The sequence below is a fragment of the Microbacterium pratiae genome (genome assembly GCF_047302165.1).
Taxonomy (GTDB): Bacteria; Actinomycetota; Actinomycetes; order Actinomycetales; family Microbacteriaceae; genus Microbacterium.
Map to the genome: position 1 here is coordinate 1349734 of NZ_CP154843.1, position 21607 is coordinate 1371340.

Genomic DNA, 21607 nt, shown 5'->3' on the forward strand with positions numbered 1-21607 from the left:
GGGCCTGGCTTAGGGTGGACCCGTGCAGATCTGTCGTTGTTGTCGCTGAGCGCCGCCGCGCTCACCTCAGACGACCCCGACAGCACCCGCGCCTCTGAGCGCGCGGACACCGTGAGGACACCCTCGTGCGCTACGCAGAGAACATCGCCGAACTCGTCGGCAACACCCCGCTGGTTCGCCTGAACCGCGTCGCCGCCTCGACACGGGCGACCGTGCTCGCCAAGATCGAGTACTTCAATCCGGGCAGCTCGGCGAAGGACCGCATCGCCGCGAGGATCATCGAGTCGGCCGAGCGCGACGGGCTGCTGCGCCCCGGCGGAACGATCGTCGAACCCACGAGCGGGAACACCGGCGTCGGTCTCGCCCTCGTCGCGCAGCAGCGCGGCTACCGGATGGTCTTCGTCGTGCCCGACAAGTTCGCGGGCGAGAAGGTCGCCGTGCTGAGGGCGTACGGCGCCGAGGTCGTGACGACCCCCACGAGCGTCCCGCCCGAGCATCCGGACTCGTACTACAGCGTTTCGGACCGGCTCGCGCGGGAGATCCCCGGCGCGTTCAAGCCGAACCAGTTCGCCAACGCGGCCGGGCCGCGGGCGCACTACGAGACGACCGGGCCCGAAGTGTGGCGTGACACGGCCGGGCGGGTGACGCACTTCGTCGCGGGCGTCGGCACCGGCGGCACGATCACGGGCACGGGCCGATATCTGCGCGAGGCCTCCGGCGGCGCCGTCACGATCGTCGGCGCCGACCCCGAGGGCTCCATCTACAGCGGCGAGGTCGGCCGGTACCTCGTCGAAGGGGTCGGCGAGGACTTCTGGCCCGAGACCTTCGACCCGTCGGTGGTCGACCGCTACGAGCGTGTCGGCGACCGCGAGTCGTTCGCGATGACCCGCCGCCTGGCGCGAGAGGAGGGCCTGCTGGTCGGAGGCTCGTCGGGCATGGCCGTCGTCGCCGCGCTCCGCACGGCTCGCCACCTCGGCCCCGACGATGTCGTGGTCGTCCTGCTTCCCGACCACGGGCGCGGGTACCTCTCCAAGATTTACGACGACGACTGGATGCGCGCCCACGGATTCGGCGATCTCGTCGACCCACCGGCCGCCGGCGCCGGCATCCCCGTTTCCCGCACGACCACCGACAACAGGAGCGATGCATGAGCACGCACGATTCCGCCCGCGGCCTCGCCAGCCTCGCCGTCCACGCCGGACAGCAGTTCGACCCCACGACCGGCGCCGTCATCCCGCCGGTGCACTTCTCGACGACGTTCGCCCAGGACGGCATCGGCGGTCTTCGCGGCGGGTACGAGTACGGTCGTTCGGGCAATCCGACGCGCACGGCGCTCCAGGTGCAGATCGCCGCGCTCGAGGGCGGCGCCCACGGCTTCTCGTTCGCATCGGGACTCGCCGCCGAGGACGTGCTGCTGCGCGCGGTGCTCACGCCCGGCGACGAGGTGCTTCTCGGCAACGACGTCTACGGCGGCACCCATCGCCTCATCGCCCGTGTCCTCGCTCCGTGGGGTGTCAAGCTGCGCGTGGTCGACATGAGCGATCTCGCCGCGGTGCGCGCCGCGGTCGCCGAGCGTGCGCCGCGCGTGCTCTGGGTCGAGACGCCGTCCAATCCGCTGCTGCGCATCACCGACATCGCCGGCCTCGCGGCCGTCGGTCATGAGGCCGGCTCGCTCGTCGTGGTCGACAACACGTTCGCGACGCCCGCGCTCCAGCGCCCGCTCGCACTCGGTGCCGACGTCGTCGTGCACTCCACGACGAAGTACCTGGGCGGACACTCCGACGTCGTCGGGGGTGCGCTCGTGCTCGACGACGACGCGCTCGCCGAGAAGATCGGGTTCCTGCAGTACGCCGCGGGAGCCGTGTTGGGGCCGATGGACGCCTGGCTCACGACGCGCGGCATCAAGACGCTCGACGTCCGGATGCAGCGCCACAGCGAGAACGCGGGCGCGATCGCGGCGTTCCTCGAGGGACACGACCGTGTCGCCCGCGTGTTCTACCCCGGCCTCGCCTCGCACCCGGGACACGAGCTCGCGGCGTCGCAGATGACCCGGTTCGGGGGCATGCTCTCGCTCGCCCTCGAGTCGGGCGAGGCTGCGCGTCGCTTCGCCGAGTCGACGCGGCTGTTCCAGCTCGCCGAATCGCTCGGCGGCGTCGAGTCTCTCGTGAACTATCCGGACGCGATGACCCACGCGTCGGTCCGAGGCACGGAGGCCGCCGTGCCGGTCGAGGTCGTTCGGTTGTCAGTCGGCATCGAATCGGTGGACGATCTGCTGGCCGACGTGGAGCAGGCGCTGCGCTGACGTCCGGGCGCCGGCGCCCCCTCAGCGCCGGAACAGCCGCGGGCGGCGTCGCGGCTCGGCCGGGGCGGCGACGGATGCCGCGGCGGCGGCATCCGCGCGACGCTGACGCCAGGCCGCGACCTCGGTCTCGACGTCGTGCGTCGGCGTCACGACCGGCGGTCCGCCCTGCAGCTGGCGCCGGGCCTCGATGACGCGTCGGTTGAAATCGGCGATGTACTCGCGTACGTCGTCCTCGCGGGTGAGGGCGTCGACCCGCTCTTCGAACTCCGCGTGCTCGATCCGCAGGGTCAGTGCGGGCGGCCCGAGCCCGGTGAGCTGCTCCTCTCGGATCTTGCGCTTGATCCACCAGTCCGGATCATGGTGCGGCCCGAGATCGGCGATGGGCTTGCCGGCCCCCGGCAGGTCGTCGAAGTCGCCGCGGCGGATCGCCTGCAGGATCGCCGTCTCGATGTAGGCGGCACGTTCACGCGCGCCGGGCGCGGGCGTCTCCGGCGTCGGGGATGCGGGGGAATCGTCGCTCATGTCGTTCTCCGCCTCCAGGGTACGCGGCGGCGCGCAGCCGACGTCGTTCTCGCGAGAGAATGGGGTAATGCCGTTTCTGCCCGACCCGACGCCCGACAGCCCCGGCCGGTGGCGGCGTGAGGCGGGGGAGCTGGGACGCAGTCTGACTCGGTTCGGACCGTCGCCGGGACCACGATGGCACCTCGGGCTGCAAGCGGCGATCGCGATGGCGCTGCCCGTGGTCGTGCTCTCCGCGTTCGGGCTCGAGAGCATCGCCCTGCTCGCGGCGACCGGTGCGTTCGCGACGCTCTACGGCGGGCGCCTGACTCCGCGCGAGCGGGTCGTCTTCGTTCCGATCGTCGCGTCGGTGCTGTGGGTGTGCGCCGCCGGCGGTGTCGTCGCTGCGGTGGCCGGTCCGATCGCGGTGGCCGTCGGTCTCGTCGCGGTCGCCGTCGCGGCATCCGTTCTGGTCTTCGGCCGTTCGGTCGGCCCGCCGGGCCCCCTGTTCGCGGTGCTCATCTACGGGTTGTCGGCACACGTCACGGACCCGCAGTCGTCTCATGCGGTGAACCCGGCTCTGTACCTCGGCGTCCTCGCGGCGTCGCTCGCGTTCGGGTGGCTGGTCACGGCGGCCCCGCTCGTGCGGCGCTCGCACCGCGGGACGAGGCCGCGAGCGCTGGGCTCGCTCTTCCCCGCCGCCCTCGGCGAGGCGACGACGCGGACGCTCGTCGTGCGCACGGCGGCGGTCGCGGTCGTCGGCACGCTGACCGCGCTGCTGGTCGATCCCGAGCGCGCCTACTGGATCGTCGGCGCGGGGATCGCCGTGCTCGGGGTCAGCGCCAGTCGCCGCGTCGCCCTGTCGCGCGGCATCCACCGGGCGCTCGGTACGGCGGCAGGCGCTGCCGTGTTCCTCGCCATCAGCGTCGTGCCGCTAGGTGGTGTCGTGCTCGGCCTCGTGCTCGGGGCGCTGCAGTTCGTCATCGAGCTCGTCGTCGTGCGTCACTACGCGCTCGCGCTCGTCTTCATCACACCGTTGGTGCTGCTCATCCTGAGCGCGGCGGGAGCCGGCGGTCCGGAGCTCGCGGTGGAACGCGCCGTCGACACCGTGGTCGGCGTCGGGCTCGGCATCCTCAGCAGCGTGATCGTGGTGGGTCCCCGCCGATAGCTCGTCCGATACCGGGTATGCATATACTCGCAAACTACATACCCGGTATGCGAAAGGACGACCGTGTCGGTTCGACTCAGCCTTCTGGCGATCCTCGATCAGGGCCCGTGCTACGGCTATCAGCTGCGGACTGAGTTCGACCGCCGCACCGGCTCGACGTGGCCGCTCAACGTCGGGCAGATCTACAACACCCTCGACCGGCTCGAGCGAGACGGGCTCGTCGAGAAGGGGGCCGTCGACGGGCAGGGCCACGTCTACTGGCAGATCACGGATGCCGGTCGGGCCGAGGTCGCGTCATGGTTGGGCTCTCCTGTCGAACGGCCCGCGGGCACGCGCGACGAGCTCGCGATCAAACTCGCCGTAGCGGCGACCCTGCCCGGAGTCGACGTCGGCGAGGTGATCGCGGCGCAGCGCCGTTCCTCGCTCGCGCAGTTGGAGGAGCTCCGAAGCTCCGAGTACGCCGGTGGGAACCCCGACGGCCCCGAAGAGCTGGCCTGGTCGCTCGTCGTCGACTCGATGATCTTCGCGGCCGAGGCCGAGGTGCGGTGGCTCGATCACACCGAGCAGCGCCTCGCGCAGCATCCGGGACGCGCCATCGCGATCGAGCTGTCGACCGAGAAGCCCAAGCGCGGGAGGCCGGTGAAGGCCTGATTCAGCCGCCCCCTGACCCGCGCGTCCAGAAATCGGGGCGGACCTCGGCGACGGGTGCGAGCTCGTCACGCAGGCGGCGCCAGATCGCCAGTCCGGTCTCGAACGAGTCGGCGGGGACCGGGCCGTCGGTTCCCGCGGCTTGGAGCGCGCCGTCCCAGGCGAGCAGATCCCGGGTCAGGTCATCGCTGATCCCGAGAGTGCGCGGGTCCACGACGTACTCGTCGGTGAAGCTCTCCCACAGCGGGCTGGAGGCCCACCCCGGAAACATGCGGATGACGCGCCGCCCGTCGGGAAGCACGAGCGGCTCGCCGCGACGGGAACGCGCCATCAGGTAGCGATCCTGCATCTCGCGGCGGCGTTGCCATTCGCTGCCGTCGGTCGGGGTGTCGTCGTAGTCGTAACCCGACAGCCAGACGAGGCCCCGCTGCATTCCGTCGCCGCGGACGAGTGCGACCGACCAGAGGTGGCGGTCGTCGTCGGAGAGGATGCGCATCTCGCGGAACACCGTGTCGATGGAGGCGTCGAGAATGTCGATGATCCGGGTGTCCTCGCCGTGGCCCGGGTAGACGAACACTCGGAACCTCGGGTCGAGATCCTCCCATGTCGTGTCACTGCGATCGGCGAGCTCTGCGCGCATGACGGAGAGCCTACGTGTGCCGGATCGACCGTTCCCAGGCGACTGTCAGGAAACCGCCGCGATCCGCATGACGGTGCGGATCGGGGTCGGTGCAAATGGGGGCGGATGCACGGTTTTCACCCGCGGCATCCAATCCGCATCGGGGCTCGTCCCGGATAGCCCCACGTGCCGCAATCCAGCGGACGTGACGGAAGGAAGAGACATGCGTACGAACCTGAAGCGAGCAGCAATCTTCGGCACGGCGGGCCTGGGCGCCGCCGCGATCGCCACCGCAGGATTCGCTCTGCCCGCATCGGCTGACGACACCACCGCAGTCGACTCGTCCACCACGGACACGACCACCACCACCGATGTCGCGTCGTCGTTCGACGCACTGTCGACGTGGATCGACGGCGTCCTCGAGGCCAACGGCAACGGCGTGGGCGAGAACGCGAACGTCGGCAACCTCGGACTCGAGGGCGGCCTCATCAACGGCCCGCTGATCAGCGACGTCGGCAACGGCGCCCTGCTCTCGGGCAACGACACTCCGATCGCATCGGGCAACGACACCGCTGTGGAGGCCCCGATCGATGCCCCCATCGCCTCGGGCAACGAGACCGGCAACGGCAACGAGGTCGGCAACGGCAACCAGACCGACACCGACCTCGGCAACGGCACGGACGTCGGCACCGGCGACGTGAGCACGGGCGAGGTCAGCACGGGCGACGTCACGAGCGGCATCGGCAGCACGGTCGACAACCTGGTCGGCGGCATCACCTCCGACGTGACCTCCGACGTCGACGACCTCGTCGGTGGCATCCTCGGCAACCGCTGATCCATCGGATCGGCCTCGACCGAGAGATCTCGAAGGGCGGCATTCGGCTTCGGCCGGTGCCGCCCTTCGGCGTGCCGCTAGCCTGGCGCAGTGAGCGAAGCGATGCCGGGGCGGGCGCGGGTGGGTGTGCGGGATGTCGCGGCCGCGGCCGGCGTGTCCACGCAGACGGTCTCGCGCGTCATCAACGACCATCCTCACATCCGGCCGGAGACGCGCGACCGCGTGCTCGCGGCCATGGCCGAGCTCGGCTACCGCGTGAACAACGCGGCTCGCACGCTCGGAACGGCGACGACGCGAACGATCGGGGTGATCGCCTCCGACACCGACCTGTACGGCCCCGCGGCGGGCATCGGCGCCCTCGAACGTGCGGCGCGCGCGGCCGGCCGGTGGATCGCCACAGCCTACGCCGACGGCTCCGACGCGGGCAGCGTCACCGCCGCCGCCGATCACCTGCTCGCCCAGGGTGTCGACGGGATCGTCGTGGTCGCGCCGCACACCGCGGCGCTCGACGCGCTCGCGGCGGCGTCCGCCGGAGTCCCGGTGGTGCCGCTCCACTCGCGCCTCGAGGTGGTCGGCGAGCCGGATGGCGGCGACCGGGGCGACGAAGGCGCGGCACTCGCGGTCGACCATCTCCTGGATGCCGGGCATCGCCGCATCGCGCAGCTGTCCGGCCCCGCCGCCTGGCTCGAGGCCGTCGCGCGTGACGCCGGTGCCGAAGCCGCGCTGGTGCGGCGAGGGCTCGAGCTCGTGAGCAGATGGCGCGGCGATTGGTCGGCTGCGTCGGGCGCGGCGCTGGCGCCGGAGATCGCCGCCGCGGTGGGCGCGGCTTCCGGGCCGACGGCGGTCGTCGTCGCGAACGATCAGATGGCGCTCGGCCTGATCTCGGGACTGGCCGAGCTCGGCGTCGGAGTTCCGGCGGACGTCAGCATCGTGGGGTTCGACGATCATCCCGATGCCGCCTTCTACCGCCCCGCCCTCACGACCGTCCGGCTCGACATCGCGGGGGAGGCGCAGCGGTGCGTCCGTATCCTGCTGGGCGCGGACGCCTCCGCCGGACCGGAGCCGGCGCGCCTCGTGGTCCGCGACTCGACCCGACGGGTCTGAGCTCGGGCGCCATCCGGGACCCCCTCGCATCGAGCGTGTGTTACCGGTAACATGATCCCACCGCGGCACGACCAATGGAGGCATCCGTGACCCAACCCGCCACGCGCGACCGATCCGCAGAGCGCGACGACATCATCGCCGGTCGCACGAGCCTCGGCATCGAGTTCGGTTCGACCCGCATCAAGGCGTGCCTCATCGGCTCGGATCCGACCCAGGTCCTCGCGACCGGATCGCACGCGTGGGAGAACCGCTTCGAGGAGCGGCGCTGGACGTACGGCCTCGACGACGTCTGGTCGGGTCTCCAGGCGGCCTACGCCGATCTGATCGCTGCGGCCGAGTCCGTCTACGGCGTCGTGCCCGAGACCTTCGGGGCGATCGGCGTCTCGGCGATGATGCACGGCTACCTCGCCTTCGACGCCGACGACGAGCTGCTCGTGCCCTTCCGCACCTGGCGCAACACCAGCACGGGCCCGGCCGCCGCCGAGCTCACGGAGCTGCTCGGCATCAACATCCCGCTCCGCTGGTCGATCGCCCACCTGCACCAAGCGGTTCTCGACGGGGAGGCGCACGTCGCCGACATCCGCCATGTGACGACCCTCGCCGGTTACGTGCACGCCAGCCTGACGGGCGAGAAGGTGCTCGGCGTCGGAGACGCATCGGGGATGTTCCCCGTCGACCCGGTGACGCGGGACTACGATCAGCGCCGCGTCGACCTCTTCGACGCACACACCGCCGGACGGCTCCCCGCGGGTCTTCGCACCCTGCTGCCCGAGGTTCGCGTCGCGGGTCAGGCCGCCGGCTCGCTCACCGCCGCCGGTGCTGCGCTGCTCGATCCGTCCGGGGCGCTGCGGCCCGGAATCCCGTTCTGCCCGCCCGAGGGCGATGCGGGCACCGGCATGGTCGCCACCGAGGCCGTCGCGCCCCGCACCGGCAACGTCAGCGCCGGCACGAGCATCTTCGCGATGGTCGTCCTCGAGCGCCCGCTGCAGAGCACGCATCACGAGATCGACGTCGTGACGACCCCGGCCGGCGACCTGGTCGCGATGGTCCACTGCAACAACGGTGCCAGCGAGCTCGCGGCCTGGGTCGGGATGTTCGAGCGGTTCGCGGCGGTCTCGGGGTCGGCGCTCGACGCGGATGCCGTGTACGACACGCTGTTCCGCGAGGCGCTGTCGGGCGACCCGGACGCCGGCGGCCTGCTCGCCTACAACCACCTCGCCGGTGAGCCGATCGCCGGCACCGACGAGGGGCGCCCGCTCTTCGTGCGCACCCCCGACAGCCGGTTCACGCTCGCGAACGCGATCCGGGCTCAGCTGTACGGCGTCTTCGGCACGCTCGCGCTCGGTATGCGCGTCCTCGACCGCGAGGGGGTGCAGCTCGACCGGATGTTCGCCCACGGCGGCATGTTCCGCACCGCCGGCGTCGCACAGCGGTTCCTGGCCGCGGCCCTCGGAGCGCCCGTGGCCGTCGGCGACACGGCCTCCGAGGGCGGGGCCTGGGGAATCGCCGTCCTCGCCGACTACCTCGTGCACGGCGACGGGCTCGACCTCGACGCGTACCTCCGCGAGCGCGTCTTCGCGTCGGCGTCGATCGACGTCGCCGAGCCCGCCGAGGCGGATGCCGCCGGCTTCGCCGCCTACCTCGACCGTTACGACGCGGGGCTCGCCGTCGAGCGCGCCGCCGTCACCGCCCTCTCCTGACCCGTCCGACATCACCGGAAGAAGAACAATGACCCTCTCCACCTCTCTCGAGCAGTACACCGTCTGGTTCGTGACGGGCAGTCAGAACCTCTACGGCGAGGAGACCCTGCGACAGGTCGCCGAGCAGTCGCAGCAGGTCGTCGAAGGCCTCGCCGGGCTGCCGGTGCGCGTCGAGTGGAAGCCCGTCCTGAAGGACTCCGACTCGATCCGCCGGCTCGCGCTCGACGCGAACGCCGACGACTCGGTGATCGGCGTCATCGCATGGATGCACACGTTCAGCCCCGCGAAGATGTGGATCACGGGTCTCGATGCGCTGCGCAAGCCGCTGCTGCACCTGCACACGCAGGCGAACGTCGAGCTGCCCTGGGCCGACATCGACTTCGATTTCATGAACCTCAACCAGGCCGCTCACGGCGACCGCGAGTTCGGCTACATCCAGACCCGGCTCGGCGTCTCGCGCAAGACGGTCGTGGGTCACGTCTCGAACCCCGAGGTCACGCGTCAGATCGAGGACTGGCAGCGGGCCGCGGCCGGCTGGCAGGCCGCTCGCACGCTCAAGCTCGCCCGCTTCGGCGACAACATGCGCTACGTCGCCGTCACGGAGGGCGACAAGACCGAGGCCGAGCTGCAGTTCGGCGTCCAGGTGAACACGTGGGGAGTGAACGAGCTGGCGGATGCCGTCGCTGCGGCATCCGACGTCGATATCGACGCGCTCGTCGAGGTCTACCTCGCGCAGTACGACGTCGCCGACGAGCTGCTCCCCGGGGCCGAGCGTCATCAGTCGCTGCGCGATGGCGCGGCGATCGAGATCGGGCTGCGCTCGTTCCTCGAGGCCGGCGGATTCGGTGCGTTCACGACGTCGTTCGAGGACCTCGGCGAGCTCAAGCAGCTGCCCGGTCTCGCTGTTCAGCGGCTCATGGCCGAGGGGTACGGCTTCGGCGCCGAGGGCGACTGGAAGACCGCGATCCTCGTCCGCGTCGCCAACGTCATGGGGTCGGGGCTGCCCGGCGGCGCGAGCCTCATGGAGGACTACACCTACGACCTGGTCCCCGGTTCGGAGCGTATCCTCGGCGCGCACATGCTCGAGGTGTCGCCGTCGTTGACGACGGCGAAGCCGCGTCTGGAGATCCACCCGCTGGGCATCGGCGGCAAGGACGACCCGGTGCGTCTCGTCTTCACCGCCGACCCGGGTCCCGCGCTCGTCGTCGCGATGAGCGACATGCGCGACCGGTTCCGACTGACGGCGAACGTCGTCGAGAACGTCGAGGCCCCCGACCTCCCGAAGCTGCCCGTGGGCCGCGCGATCTGGAAGCCGGCGCCCGACTTCGCCACGTCGGCCGCGTGCTGGCTCGCTGCCGGTGCCGCCCACCACACCGTCATGACGACGGCGGTCGGCATCGAGGTGTTCCGCGACTTCGCCGAGATCGCCGGAACGGAGCTCGTGGTCATCGACGATGACACGACGGTGCGAGGATTCCAGAAGGAGCTCCGCTGGAACCAGGCCTATTACCGCCTGGCCCGCGGACTGTGAGCTCCGAGACCCAGAAGCGAGAGGGGACGCCCGTGGCGGCATCCGGAACGTCGTACGTCCTGCGATTCGGCGACGCCGAGGCGATCGTGGCGAGCGTGGGGGCGTCGCTGCGCTCCTTCCAGGTCGGCGGACGCGACCTCGTCGTGCCGTTCGGCGAGGACGAGGTGCGCCCGGGATACCGGGGCGCCACGCTCGCGCCGTGGCCGAACCGCGTCGTCGACGGCGAGTACGAGGTGGCCGGCACGCGCTACCGCCTCGCGCTCACCGAGCCGGAGCGCCACCATGCGCTGCACGGCCTGGTCGCGTGGCTCGACTTCGAGCCCGTCGTCGTCGCGGCCGATCACGTGACGCTCGGGGCCACCATCGTCGCGCAGACGGCCTACCCCTGGACGGTGCGCGTCGAGACGACGTACCGCCTCGGCGCCGACGGCCTGACGCAGACGGTCCGGGCGACGAACGCGAGCGCGGATGCCGCCCCCTTCGGCACGGGTCCTCACCCGTACCTCGTCGCCGGTTCGTCGCCGCTCGACGAGTGGACGCTCGAGCTCCCTGCCGCGCGCGTGCTCGAGGTGACGCCCGATCGGCTGTCGCCCGTCGCGCTGGCCGACGTCGCGGACGTGGCCGAGTTCGACTTCCGCGAGCCGCGGACGCTGGGCTCCGTCGAGATCGACCACGCGTTCACGGCACTGTCGCGTGCAGACGGCGGCGAGGCTGCCGTGCGCGTGACGGATCCGTCGGGCACCGGTGTCGCGATCTCGTGGGATGCCGCGTGCTCCTGGGTGCAGGTGCACACGGCGGACCTCCCCGGCGGGCCGGCTCAGCCGGGGCACCGCGCGGGTCTGGCCGTCGAGCCCATGACGTGCGCGCCGGATGCCTTCAACGCCGGTCGGTACGACTACGACGCCGGGCTCGTGTTCATCGAGCCGGGCGAGACGGTCGAGGCATCCTGGCGGATCAGCGCGATCTGAGCGCGCCTGCGCTTCGCGAGCGCGTGCCCGGCGACGGGGTGCTCAGTGGCTGTGCTCGGTGGAGAACAGCGGGTGATCGGAGTGGCTCGGGGCGGCACGGCCGGCCTCGGTCGCACCGAGTGCGGGCGTGACGAGCCCGGCGACGATCACGCAGCCCGCGACGAGGCCGATGACGCTCGTCCGGGGCGTGACTCGTGAGTCGTGGGACGAGGTGTCGGCGGGCGAGGAGCGCTTCCGGCGGACCACCGCGGCCGCGGCTACGCCGTATGCGACATGGAGAAGAACGGTCACGCCGACGGCGTGGACGCTGATCCGCATCGGGTCGGCGGCCAGAGCGAGTCCCGAGGCGACGGTTCCGACGACGGCGATCGCCATTGCGATGCGGGGGGCGACGAGGCGGCCGCGGGTCAGGGCGGCGATTCCCCAACCGAGGGCGGCCGCTCCGACCGCGACCGCCAGGACACCGACGCCGCGATCGGCGGCGCCGGTGCCCTGGGTGATCATGCCCGCGCCCACACCGAGCTGGAGCAGACCAGCGCCCCACGCGGCGAGCGTGGGCCAGGAGCGGGTGAGCGCGGCGGCGTTCATCAGGCGACGGCGGTGCGGCGGGTGTCGACCGCGCGGTCGGTGCCGAGGCCCACACCGAGCAGCACGAGGGCGCTGGCGAGGTGCAGGAAGTGGTCGGCGGTGTTCAGGGCGAGCACGTTGGCGGCGCTGTCCTGGATGAAGAAGCCGACGATGCCGAGCAGAAGGTAGGCGGCGCCCACGGTCGTGTTGACGCCCTTCGCGGCGCGGACGCCCGAGAGGCCGCCGATCAGCAGCGCAGCACCGATCAGGAGGTGCGCGATGTTGTGCAGCGGGTTGACCTCGAAGATGCCGAGCAGCAGGCCACCTTCGGTGGCGATGAAGTCGACGCCGGCCGTGACGGTGAAGCCGAGGAGGCCGACGAGGATGTAGACGGCGCCGAAGATGATCGCCACGAGGCGGTTCGGTGATGTACGCATGAGGGTTCCCTCCCATTGGGCGACGGATGTCGCGGTGCTGCGGTTGTTCGGTGACAGTGGCAGATCGGTTTGCCTCTGGGTGGGCCCGGGGCGTCCGATCTTGTGTGAGTCGTCGATATCGATAGGGGAGTCGAGCCCAGGCCGTGACGCGAGGCTACGGTCAGCGAGTTCACGGCTCACAGGCCTTGTGCGGCGCGAGCCTGCGGTGGTAATGAGAATCGTGCGATTCGAGACGAGGCTCTCCCAGTTCGGAAACAACACCGGCATCGAAGTGCCGTTCTCGGTGCTGGACGCCCTCGGCGGCGGACGCCGCCCCGCCGTCTCCGTCACCGTCAACGGCTTCTCGTTCCGCAGCACCGTCGGCACGATGCGCGGCCTCGCGCTGGTGCCGTTCTCGGCTGAGCGACGCCGCGAGAGCGGGCTCGACGGCGGCGACGCGATCGTCGTGGACATCGAGCTCGACGAGGCCCCGCGAGAGGTGGAGGTTCCGGCGGATCTGGTCGCCGCGCTCACGGATGCCGGAGCGCGTGACGCATTCGACCGGCTGCCGCCCAGCGCGCGCAAAGCCCACGTCGTGAACGTCGAGTCGGCGAAGACGCCGGAGACGCGCGCGAGGAGGACCGCGGCGATCATCGCCAAGCTCGGCTGACGTGCGCGCCCCGTAGGATTGGGGTGAGGTGAGGAGGGGCAGCGTTGGCCACCCGTCAAGCGCGTACCAAGAGCTCGGAGATCGTCGCCGAAGGGCTGTACATCGCCTCTGCGGCGACCCGCCTGGCGCTCAAGAACGCCATCCTCGTCGACATCCTCGCCGACGGGCGCGACTTCGAATCCGATCGTTTCCTCGACGACGCCCGTGATGCGCTGATCTCGCTCGCTGAAGAGGCCGAGGCCGACGCTGAACGCACCCACCGGGAACGCAAGGCGGCGAGCGGCCGGTACAGCGACTCGAGCGGCACGCACGACTATCGCAGCCGTGACGTGTCGAACCTCCGCCGGCGGCGCAAGCAGTCGCTGCGCATCGCCAAGGAGCTGCGCGAGCGGGCCGCAGACGAGGCCGAGCTGCGCAAGCTCATCGCCGACGCGCGCGAAGCCGCGTGGGCCGAGGTCGCCGGCAACATCGACCGCACCCTGCGCATCGAGGCGGCGCGGCCCGACCTCGAGCCCGATTACGACCGCATGCGCACAGCGCGGATGCAGGCCCTTCGGATGGTCGATCTTCCGCGGTTGCGCTCGCAGCGGCGCAACGCGCAACGGCAGGCGGCCGAGCGGGATGAGGCCCTGGATTCCGCTGCCACGCCCGTTATCGATTAGCCGTTCCGTGCTCGATTCGCTCTTTGCGCGAGAGCGGGCTATGCTTGACGACGGCCCGGGAGAGATTCCCAGGCCATGCGCCCGTAGCTCAATGGATAGAGCATCTGACTACGGATCAGAAGGTTAGGGGTTCGAGTCCCTTCGGGCGCACACTGTGTTGAGACAGTGAGTCAACGGCCTCCGCTTCGGCGGGGGCCGTTGTCGTTTCCGCAGCAATCACCGACGCGAGCACTTCGAGGGGCACGTCGCACGCCGCCGCGATGCGCACGGCGACATCGAACGGCGGCACCGACCGGCCGCGCTCGTAGTTCGACAGCGAATTGCGGGCGATGCCCACAGTCGCCGCAAGGGTGGCCTGATCTAGGCCAGCGTCGCGGCGGACCTTGCTCAGAATCTCTCCAAGCGTCCACGTGATCGTCATGCTCATGGCTCGATGGTAGCGCGCCCAACATTGGGACACGCCGCGCTCAATACCGCGTGTCTTGTGCGTGCGTCCCAATCTTGTGCACGTGAGCATCCAAGTAGCGCAGGCATTCGCCGACTGGCGCGAGTGCCGTAGCGACTACGACGCCATTCTGCACGCCCGCTATGAGGCCGCAGCCGAGGCGTGCAACGACCGGCTTGTCAACCGCCGAGGTCAGGCCAAGGGCATCGAGCCGATCAGCCTCTTCATGGGCAACCGCGCGCGCGCCTACGCCTACGCCAGCCCCGAACTCATCGAGTGGTGGGAGACGCACCCTCGCCTCACGTTCACCGACTACGAGCGCCAGTGGATCGCCGCTCGGGAAGCCGAGATGTACGCATGAGCGTCGAAGCAATGGCCGTCGTCCTCCACCACTCCGCCGCATCCGGCACGGCCAAGCTCGTCCTGCTCGGCATCGCCAACCACGAAGGCGACGGCGGCGCGTGGCCCACCATCAACACGCTCGCGAAGTACGCCAACACCGACCCTCGCACCGTGCAACGCGCCATCGAGAAGTTGATCGAGCTAGGCGAACTCAAGCGCCAGATGCAGCAGGGCGGCGACCACCGCATCCGGGCCTCACAGCGCCCGAACCTCTATCGGATCACCGTCGTCTGCCCCGAAGACTGCGACCGCACGACCCGCCACGCACCTGTGGATAAGTCACGTCAAGCAGGGGTGACGCCAGTGTCACCCGGTGACGCACACGCCACGCGGGGGGTGACGCCCGTGTCACCCAAACCATCCCTGAACCACCCGAGTCACAGCGATACAGCAGAACGACAAGTTCCTAACCGCGCGAGTGGCCATCGTCATCAATTCGATCCATCGTCCGGGTATTGCGGGTGTGGCTACCGCGATGACGGTCGGTTGGTCGATCCCAAGACCGGGAGGCAGTTCCAGCCGCCCGCAGCACAGAGAGAGAACCAGTCATGACCACCAACGGACCTCGCATCGTGGACAAGCCGAAGACCACGAGCGCCGTCGTGACGATGTGCAACAAGCTCTCGACGCTCATCGACGCAGCCGCGCCGCTCATCCACCGAGCCGACGAGGCGCGCCTGCCCTCGACCTCGGAACAGCTACGACGCATCGTCGGGCAGCTTGACGTGATGCGCACCGTGCTCGTCGCTGAGGGGGAGAGCCACCTGGACATGGCACGCGCCTACCTCGACGTGTGCGACGGGCGCATCGTGGCGCACGCCATCTACATCGGGGAGGCCCATCGTGCTCGCGCCTGACTACATCGACCCGGCCATCGGGCTACCGCTCGCCGTGGTGCTGTGGCTCATCTACGCGCACCAGTGTCGCCGTGCACGCCGATGAGCGCCAAGCATCAGACAGCCGAGTTCCACCGCAACCGGCGTGTGATCCGAGAGCGCGTCAAGGCGGCGCACCGAGCGCACCGTCCCGTCCTGTGCTGGCGAGGCGGCGGCGGGATCATGCCTGGCCAGCCCTACGACGTGGGCCACCTGCCCGGTGCGCTCGGCTCCGCTCTCCACGAACTCGCACCCGAGCACCGACACGAGACGCCCGGATGCTGCAAGGGCAACCGCGCCCACGGCGGCACCGACGGCGCAGCCAAGACCAACGCCCGACACCGAGCCATCACCAAGCCGACCAACCAAGGAACATCGTGGCCGATCTGACTTCTTTGAGCGACGCCGTTACAACTACCGCCTCCGGCAGCGAAATCCCCCCCCTGACCAGGCACGATGTGTTCGACTGGGACGGGACGCCGGTCCCTCCCGACGTGCTCGCGCATCCCCTGATCGAGGAGGCGGCGTGGGTCGAGCTTCGCGACAGCGGCCGCGATCCCCTCGACATCTCGCCCGTGGTCACGAGCTATCAGACGCGCGTCGAGTTCCTGGTCGGCGCGTGGGTGCTCGACAAGCTCGTGCCGCCGCGTCTCGGCGGAAGCCTGCTCGGCAACCTGCAACCGCAGATGCTCCTCACCGCCGACGTGCTCGCCGCCGAGCGGTTCGCCAACGCCGTCCTCGAACCCCGCCGTTCCTCGAAGACCACGAGCCTGTGGTGCGTGCTCATCGGCCGGTGCTGGATGCGCCCCGTCTACATGGCCGGATACACGATGCTGACGACCGCGAAGAAGGCGGGGGAGCGGTTCAAGCTCGACGTGCGTGACCCGATCCGCCGTAAGTGGCGCGACCCCAAGGGGATGCCGGTCAAGCTCATGGAGTCGAACGGGTCGCTCGGGATCGAGTTCCCCGCGAACGGCTCCAAGCTCGCCGTGCTCTCGCCCAATGGCGACGACGTGCGATCGGGCGCGTACGACGCGCTGGTGCTCGATGAGGGCGGCGAGGCCGAGCCGGACATGTGGGATGACATCGTGGGCGCTGTCGTCCCGTCGTTCGACACCCGAGGCCCCGGCTCCCAACTCATCTACGCCGGGACCGGTGGCAAGTACCGCGACGGCTCGCACTTCTGGGCAACCCTCCATGACCCCGACGCGGGGCGCATCCGGTTCGGCGTCGCTGACGACGTGAGCGACGACCAGCTACAGACGTGGGAACAGGTTGGCCCGATCATCGAGCGCATCCACCCCGGCCTCGACGGCCTCACGACCATCGAGTCGATCCGACGTAACTTCCCGATCCTCGGGTGGCTCCGCTTCGCGATGGAGTACCTCGGGCACTTCGGCCGAGCCGCGGGCAATGACACGGTGATCGCATCGGCCGGCTGGATCAAGACGACCCAGCCGGGAGGCGTCCCGACCGGGGTAACCTCCCAGGCGCTCGCGTTCGCCGTGCACCCCGGAGGACTGTGGGCGTCCATCGCCGTCGCATGGTATCTCCCCGACGACGGTTCGGACCTGGCATCCGCCGCGTGGGCGCTCGACGGCGACGACACCGAGGCGCGCCCGCCGCGCGTCGGGTTCAAGCTCCTGCACCACCAGGAGGGCAACGCGCACCTCGAACGCAAGCTCTGGCAGTACGTCAAGCAGCTACGACTGCCCATCGTCTACGACGGCGGCGCAGCACAGGAGAAATCCGTCGTGCAAGACCTCATGCGCGTGGCACGCCCCCGGCCGACCACCCGCCCGCTCACGTTCGGCGAGAAAGCCGTCTCCCACACCCGCCTGCTCAACGGCATCACACACGACACCGTGGCGCACTGGGAGCAAGCCCCGCTCGATAAGGCCGCGAGCGGTGCCGTCAAGCGCATGGCCGGGAAGTCCGTCCTGTTCGGCATCCCCGACCATGATCCGACATTCGACATCACGCCGCTCGAAGCGGTCGCCGCCGCGATCTACGCCCTGCCCGACCCCGGCAAGCCCGAGGCGTTCGGCCCCATCGTCGCCACCTGATCGCAGTTATCCACAGCCCCGGCTAACACTTCCGATCCGCCCCCGTCGAAAGTCATCACCGATGTCACTCCTAGATCGCCTCTTCGGCTCCCGCCTTCCGGCGTCGGGCGCGCTCGCACCCAACGTGCAGCTTCCCTACGCCCCGAGCGCTGAACTCCAGTCGCTCGTCTACCGCGACATCTACGGTTCCGAGGACACCGAACTCATCACCCGCGAAGTCGCGATGACCGTCAGCCCCGTCAAGAAGGCCCGCGCCGTCATCGTCGGCCGGTGCTCCGACCTCCCGCTCCAGATCGGCGAGATGGTCGAGGGCCGCTTTGTCCCCGACGCCAACCAGCCCGCCTGGCTCACCACGACCGGCGACGTGTCGCAGACGCCCTGGCACCGCATGGCCTGGACGTTCGATGACGTGCTCTTCACCGGGTGGTCCCTCTGGACCGTCGAGCGCGACGAGTCTGGCGCGATCACCGACGCCGAGCGCGTCGCCCGCCACCGCTGGCAGTTCGACACTGCCAGCCCTACGGGCGTCGCTATCGACTGGTTTCACGTCACGGACCCGACGAGCGTCATCCTCTACTGCGGTCCCGACGCCGGACTCCTGTCCACCGCGCGCGACACCATCGCCGGATGGCGGCACATGGAGCGCTCGTGGGTCGGCCGCGTCCGCAACCCGATTCCGCTCGTCGTGCTTCGCGAGGCGCAACCCGACACCGTGACCCAGGACGAGGCCAAGCGGTACGTGGACATGTGGGCCACCGGCCGCACGAGCGCCAACGGCATGATCGGGTTCTTGCCCGCGAAACTCGAACTCGACGTGCACGGCCAGGTCGAAGCCGACCTCTACGACAAGGGCCGCAACGCCTCGCGCATCGACATCGCCAACCAGGTCAACCTCCCGGTGTCGTACCTCGACGGGTCCACCGCCACCGCCTCGCTCACCTACGTCACCCAGGAGGGCGACCGGCAAGGCCTCGTGGACGACCTCGAATACTGGCTCGCCCCCATCGAAGCGCGCCTCTCGATGTCCGACCTCACCGGCAATGAGCGCAAGGTCATCCGGTTCAACCGCTCGAACCTGACCACCACGCCGAACGACACCCACGGCGCGCAGGCCACACCCGCCACGCCGCCCGCCATCGAGGCGGCAGCACCCGCCGAGGAGGCAACCGCATGACCAATGGAGAGTTCTCCTACGACCCCGAGACGCGCACGCTACGCGGCATTCTCCTGCCGTTTGGTGAACTGTCCCGGACGAGTATGTCGGCCACCGAGCCGGTCATGTTCTCCGCGGCATCCGTCGATCTGCCCCGCGATCCCGCCGTCGTCACCCTCAACCGTCGCCACAACCGGTTCGATCCCGTCGGCCGCGCGACGCTCCTGGAGAAGCGCACCGAGGGCGTCTACGCCGAGTTCCGCATCGCCGACACCGACGAGGGCGACGCCTACCTCCGCGACGAGCGCAACACGCTCCGCAAGCTCTCCGCCGAGGTCACCGGCCTCATCCGTCGCGGGGCCGAAGCCGTGCGATCCCGCCTCACCGGGGGCGCGCTCGTGGACGAGGGCGCGTTCGCGTCCGCCGCCCTGTTCGCCATCGAGACGAGCGAGCACCACGAGGACCGCTACACCGACGCCGAGGGCGTTACCTGGCAGCGCGTCGAGGACACCGAGCGCACCACCGCCGACGACGGCACGACCACCACGACGAGCACCGTCGTGGAATCCACCACCACCGAACCCGCGCCCACCGACAACACCGACACCGAAGCCGACGAGGCCGAGGACACCGACCGAGAGGAAACCGCCCTCATGGGTACCAACATCGTCCCCGACGGCACCGCCGCCACCGCCCCCCGCCCCACGCTCGACGGCCTGTTCTCGGCCATCGCCCGGAACGACCCCAGCGCCCTCCAGCCGTACCGCCAGGCGGGCGAACTGTTCGCCCTCCAGACGGTCCAGCAGAACAACGGCACCACCGTCACCGTCGGTGCCGACACGCAGGAAACCGGCTACCTCGGCGAACTCTGGACCCGCGCCGCCTACGCGCGCCGGTTCGTTCCCCTGCTCGGCCACGCGCCCCTCACCAACTGGGAGATGAAGGGCTGGAAGTGGGTGGACGGCAAGCGGCCCGAGATGGCCGACTACGCGGGCAACACCGCCGAGGTGCCGTCCAACGCGCTCGACACCGAGCCGGTCACCGTCACCGCGGCGCGCCTCGCTGGAGGCCACCGCCTCGACCGCCGGTTCACGGACTTCAACGACCAGGCCGTCGTTGCGTCGTACCTCGTCAACCAGGCCGAGGACTACAAGCGCAAGACCGACGCCAAGGCCCTCGCCGCGATCATCGCGGCCGGTGCCAAGGGCACGGTCACCGCTCCCGGTGCCGTCCCGACCGGCGTCCCCAAGGGCCTCGCCGCCATCGTGGACGCCGCGCTCGCGATCATCCAGACCGAGAACCGCCCCGCCTACGCCGTCGTCTCGCCCGAACTCTGGCGCGACATCGTGCTCATGGCCGACGACGACAAGCTCGCATTCCTCAACGCCGGGTTCGGCCTGGAGGAGGGCGACTTCGCCGGGTTCAAGATCGTCCCCGGCGCGGTCGGCACCGGCAAGGTCACCGTCGGTGCCCGCGAGGCCCTGACGTTCTACGAGCTCGGCGAGACGCCGATCCGTGTCGAGGGCGTCGTCCCCGGCAACGGCGCGACCGACGTGGCCGTGTTCGGCTACTGGGCCGTGCTCGAGGCGAACGCCAACGCCGTCCGCACCGTCACGGTCGCTTCGGTCTGAGACACCGGGGGGCGTAGACGACATGGCACGCTGGCTCACAGCAGACGACACCGACGCGCTGGCCTACATCTGGCCCGACGCGCCGACCGAGGAACCCGCCATCCTGGCGCTCTACCTCGCCGCCGCCAAAGCCGCGTGCGTCGCCTACGCCCCCACCCGTGATGAGACCGGCGAGGTTGCGCTCGGCCCGGTGACCCTCCACCGCCGCAACCCCGTGCGCGACCCCCGGGGGACAGGCCTCAACCCGACCTTTTGGGTAGGGCACCTGGGGTCGATGTCGAACGTGTTCGACTTTCCCGGCGATGTTCCGACCGCTGTTCGTTGGACCCGAACCGATACGGGGGCAGCGCGCGCCGTCGCTATCCGTGTCGGCGTCGGGATGCCCGGTGAACGTCAGCCGGTGACGGTGCGGCTCCGTGTGCGAGGCGTTCTGTCCGCGCCTCTCTCCATTTCCATGCGGCCGAACACGGGAGCTACGAACGGAGCATCCAACATCGGGAGTGTCCAGGTGACACCGGAACCGCAGGAGATTGTCGTCTCCGGAGAGACATTCGGCGGAGTGTCGAACGCATCGTCCGGCATCACCCTGGTGTCGGGTGCGGGACAGGTTGGTGAGTGGTTCGAGGTCACGGCGATTGCTATCGACTCGGGACGAGTCTCGGGCGCGTTCTTCGATGGCAACTCTGCGGCTGTCACCGTGGGTGACCGCACGTACTCGCACGCGTGGGAGGGCGCTGAGAACGCATCTTCCAGCGTCCAGACGTACCGGCCTTTCGTGTTCGAGCCGACGATCCCCGACGAGTGGGTGCTCGCGCAGGCGATGCAGGCCCGCAACATCTACAACGCCGGGGGAGCGGCGGGCGGTCCCAGCAGCGACCCCACGGCGGGCGGCTACGGCATCGCCACGTCGTACCCGCTCGACTGGCACGTGAAGCAACTCCTGCGCCCCGCGCAGGGAATGGGGGCGATCCTGTGACCAGCATCCCGAAGTCGCTCGAAGCGATCCTCGCGGCCGACTGGAAGGCCGACGCGGACCTCGCGTCGCTCCGCGTCATCGCGACCGAACGCAGCCTCGACCGCATCGGCGGGCCGACCGCGCAGCTTCGCCAGACCGGCATCGGCCGGTGCCCTGAAGCGCCCCTCTCGCACCGAAACGTGCGCGTCCTGCTCACGATCATCAGTCCGCACGAGGACATGGACAAGGCCGGGACGCAGCTCGAAGGGTTCGTGACCGCCGCCCTCGACTACCTCGACACGCGATTCCAGCACGAGGACGCCACGCAGGTCGCCTATAACGACCGGCTCGCGTACGACATCCCGCTCATCATCACCGCATCCAAGGAGTAA

24 protein-coding genes, 1 tRNA gene and 1 pseudogene are annotated in these 21607 nt (G+C 70.0%); 21 read left to right on the plus strand and 5 right to left on the minus strand.

Translation table 11 applies throughout. From position 1 onward, the window contains the following. Positions 1 to 125: 125 nt before the first annotated feature. Both AA0Y20_RS06220 and AA0Y20_RS06225 read left to right on the plus strand, forming a co-directional pair. Positions 126 to 1079: pseudogene (locus AA0Y20_RS06220) on the plus strand (pyridoxal-phosphate dependent enzyme); the annotation flags it as partial. A gap of 68 nt (positions 1080 to 1147) precedes the next feature. Next, the gene (locus AA0Y20_RS06225; protein WP_412938130.1) at positions 1148 to 2302 is read left to right on the plus strand and encodes a cystathionine gamma-synthase; all 1155 of its coding nucleotides are present in this window, start codon (positions 1148 to 1150) and stop codon (positions 2300 to 2302) included. Between the two features lie 21 nt (positions 2303 to 2323). Here the strand turns inward: AA0Y20_RS06225 and AA0Y20_RS06230 are convergent, their stop codons facing one another. Beyond that, positions 2324 to 2824, minus strand: a complete 501-nt coding sequence (locus tag AA0Y20_RS06230; RefSeq protein WP_412938132.1) for a DUF1992 domain-containing protein — start codon at positions 2822 to 2824, stop codon at positions 2324 to 2326. 67 nt (positions 2825 to 2891) lie between these two features. On the opposite strand from AA0Y20_RS06230, the gene AA0Y20_RS06235 reads away from it, so the two are divergent. Together AA0Y20_RS06235 and AA0Y20_RS06240 are read left to right on the plus strand one after the other, a co-directional pair. Then, positions 2892 to 3968, plus strand: coding sequence for an FUSC family protein (locus tag AA0Y20_RS06235; protein ID WP_412938134.1), 1077 nt, complete (start codon positions 2892 to 2894; stop codon positions 3966 to 3968). A gap of 63 nt (positions 3969 to 4031) precedes the next feature. Then, positions 4032 to 4619: a PadR family transcriptional regulator gene (locus AA0Y20_RS06240; RefSeq protein ID WP_412938135.1), complete on the plus strand. Its 588-nt coding sequence runs from the start codon at positions 4032 to 4034 to the stop codon at positions 4617 to 4619. 1 nt (position 4620) lies between these two features. On the opposite strand, the gene AA0Y20_RS06245 is transcribed toward AA0Y20_RS06240, so the two are convergent. Further along, complete coding sequence (locus AA0Y20_RS06245) at positions 4621 to 5256, minus strand: hypothetical protein (protein ID WP_412938136.1); 636 nt, start codon at positions 5254 to 5256, stop codon at positions 4621 to 4623. Between the two features lie 202 nt (positions 5257 to 5458). Between AA0Y20_RS06245 and AA0Y20_RS06250 the strand changes: the two genes are divergently transcribed. From AA0Y20_RS06250 to AA0Y20_RS06270, 5 genes are all read left to right on the plus strand, one after another. Next, entirely contained in the window at positions 5459 to 6070 is a 612-nt protein-coding gene (locus AA0Y20_RS06250) for a hypothetical protein (RefSeq protein ID WP_412938137.1), read from the plus strand. 90 nt (positions 6071 to 6160) lie between these two features. After that, the gene (locus AA0Y20_RS06255) at positions 6161 to 7174 is read left to right on the plus strand and encodes a LacI family DNA-binding transcriptional regulator (RefSeq protein WP_412938138.1); all 1014 of its coding nucleotides are present in this window, start codon (positions 6161 to 6163) and stop codon (positions 7172 to 7174) included. Positions 7175 to 7248: 74 nt separating this feature from the next. Continuing rightward, on the plus strand, positions 7249 to 8874 hold the full coding sequence (locus AA0Y20_RS06260; RefSeq protein ID WP_412938139.1) for a xylulokinase: 1626 nt from the start codon (positions 7249 to 7251) through the stop codon (positions 8872 to 8874). A 28-nt stretch (positions 8875 to 8902) separates the two neighbouring features. Further along, entirely contained in the window at positions 8903 to 10405 is a 1503-nt protein-coding gene (gene araA / locus AA0Y20_RS06265; protein ID WP_412938141.1) for an L-arabinose isomerase, read from the plus strand. A 32-nt stretch (positions 10406 to 10437) separates the two neighbouring features. Next, positions 10438 to 11373: an aldose 1-epimerase family protein gene (locus tag AA0Y20_RS06270; RefSeq protein WP_412938143.1), complete on the plus strand. Its 936-nt coding sequence runs from the start codon at positions 10438 to 10440 to the stop codon at positions 11371 to 11373. A 42-nt stretch (positions 11374 to 11415) separates the two neighbouring features. On the opposite strand, the gene AA0Y20_RS06275 is transcribed toward AA0Y20_RS06270, so the two are convergent. After that, positions 11416 to 11961: a hypothetical protein gene (locus AA0Y20_RS06275; RefSeq protein WP_412938144.1), complete on the minus strand. Its 546-nt coding sequence runs from the start codon at positions 11959 to 11961 to the stop codon at positions 11416 to 11418. Continuing rightward, positions 11961 to 12377, minus strand: coding sequence for a DUF4383 domain-containing protein (locus AA0Y20_RS06280; protein ID WP_412938146.1), 417 nt, complete (start codon positions 12375 to 12377; stop codon positions 11961 to 11963). Before AA0Y20_RS06280 ends, AA0Y20_RS06275 begins: the two co-directional genes overlap by 1 nt. Before the next feature lie 211 nt (positions 12378 to 12588). On the opposite strand from AA0Y20_RS06280, the gene AA0Y20_RS06285 reads away from it, so the two are divergent. The 3 genes from AA0Y20_RS06285 (at position 12589) to AA0Y20_RS06295 (ending at position 13838) form a co-directional block, all read left to right on the plus strand. Beyond that, positions 12589 to 13026: a YdeI/OmpD-associated family protein gene (locus tag AA0Y20_RS06285; RefSeq protein ID WP_412938147.1), complete on the plus strand. Its 438-nt coding sequence runs from the start codon at positions 12589 to 12591 to the stop codon at positions 13024 to 13026. A 44-nt stretch (positions 13027 to 13070) separates the two neighbouring features. Next, a complete protein-coding gene (locus tag AA0Y20_RS06290; protein ID WP_412938149.1) occupies positions 13071 to 13688 on the plus strand; it encodes an asparagine synthase in 618 nt (205 codons plus the stop codon). A 77-nt stretch (positions 13689 to 13765) separates the two neighbouring features. Then, positions 13766 to 13838 (plus strand) — tRNA-Arg (locus AA0Y20_RS06295). Here AA0Y20_RS06295 and AA0Y20_RS06300 read toward each other — a convergent pair. Continuing rightward, positions 13804 to 14115 (minus strand): helix-turn-helix domain-containing protein, encoded by a 312-nt coding sequence (locus AA0Y20_RS06300; protein WP_412938150.1) that lies wholly within the window; start codon positions 14113 to 14115, stop codon positions 13804 to 13806. The two genes, AA0Y20_RS06295 and AA0Y20_RS06300, sit on opposite strands and share 35 nt — an antisense overlap. 82 nt (positions 14116 to 14197) lie before the next feature. Here AA0Y20_RS06300 and AA0Y20_RS06305 point away from each other — a divergent pair, with 82 nt between their 5' ends. The 9 genes from AA0Y20_RS06305 to AA0Y20_RS06345 all read left to right on the plus strand — a co-directional run bounded on the left by AA0Y20_RS06305 (position 14198) and on the right by AA0Y20_RS06345 (position 21607). Continuing rightward, the gene (locus tag AA0Y20_RS06305) at positions 14198 to 14494 is read left to right on the plus strand and encodes a hypothetical protein (protein ID WP_412938152.1); all 297 of its coding nucleotides are present in this window, start codon (positions 14198 to 14200) and stop codon (positions 14492 to 14494) included. Next, positions 14491 to 15087: a helix-turn-helix domain-containing protein gene (locus tag AA0Y20_RS06310; RefSeq protein ID WP_412938154.1), complete on the plus strand. Its 597-nt coding sequence runs from the start codon at positions 14491 to 14493 to the stop codon at positions 15085 to 15087. The genes AA0Y20_RS06305 and AA0Y20_RS06310 overlap by 4 nt, the downstream gene beginning before the upstream one ends. Next, positions 15084 to 15392 (plus strand): hypothetical protein, encoded by a 309-nt coding sequence (locus tag AA0Y20_RS06315; RefSeq protein ID WP_412938156.1) that lies wholly within the window; start codon positions 15084 to 15086, stop codon positions 15390 to 15392. Before AA0Y20_RS06310 ends, AA0Y20_RS06315 begins: the two co-directional genes overlap by 4 nt. A gap of 201 nt (positions 15393 to 15593) precedes the next feature. Next, complete coding sequence (locus tag AA0Y20_RS06320) at positions 15594 to 15800, plus strand: hypothetical protein (protein ID WP_412938158.1); 207 nt, start codon at positions 15594 to 15596, stop codon at positions 15798 to 15800. A gap of 104 nt (positions 15801 to 15904) precedes the next feature. Beyond that, positions 15905 to 17476, plus strand: coding sequence for a hypothetical protein (locus tag AA0Y20_RS06325; protein WP_412938160.1), 1572 nt, complete (start codon positions 15905 to 15907; stop codon positions 17474 to 17476). A gap of 61 nt (positions 17477 to 17537) precedes the next feature. Continuing rightward, positions 17538 to 18650 carry a hypothetical protein gene (locus AA0Y20_RS06330; RefSeq protein WP_412938161.1) on the plus strand — a complete coding sequence of 371 codons (1113 nt, stop codon included), beginning with the start codon at positions 17538 to 17540 and terminating at the stop codon, positions 18648 to 18650. Further along, positions 18647 to 20260, plus strand: a complete 1614-nt coding sequence (locus AA0Y20_RS06335) for a hypothetical protein (protein ID WP_412938163.1) — start codon at positions 18647 to 18649, stop codon at positions 20258 to 20260. The genes AA0Y20_RS06330 and AA0Y20_RS06335 overlap by 4 nt, the downstream gene beginning before the upstream one ends. A 22-nt stretch (positions 20261 to 20282) precedes the next feature. Then, positions 20283 to 21236 carry a hypothetical protein gene (locus AA0Y20_RS06340; protein WP_412938164.1) on the plus strand — a complete coding sequence of 318 codons (954 nt, stop codon included), beginning with the start codon at positions 20283 to 20285 and terminating at the stop codon, positions 21234 to 21236. Further along, a complete protein-coding gene (locus tag AA0Y20_RS06345) occupies positions 21233 to 21607 on the plus strand; it encodes a hypothetical protein (protein ID WP_412938165.1) in 375 nt (124 codons plus the stop codon). The genes AA0Y20_RS06340 and AA0Y20_RS06345 overlap by 4 nt, the downstream gene beginning before the upstream one ends.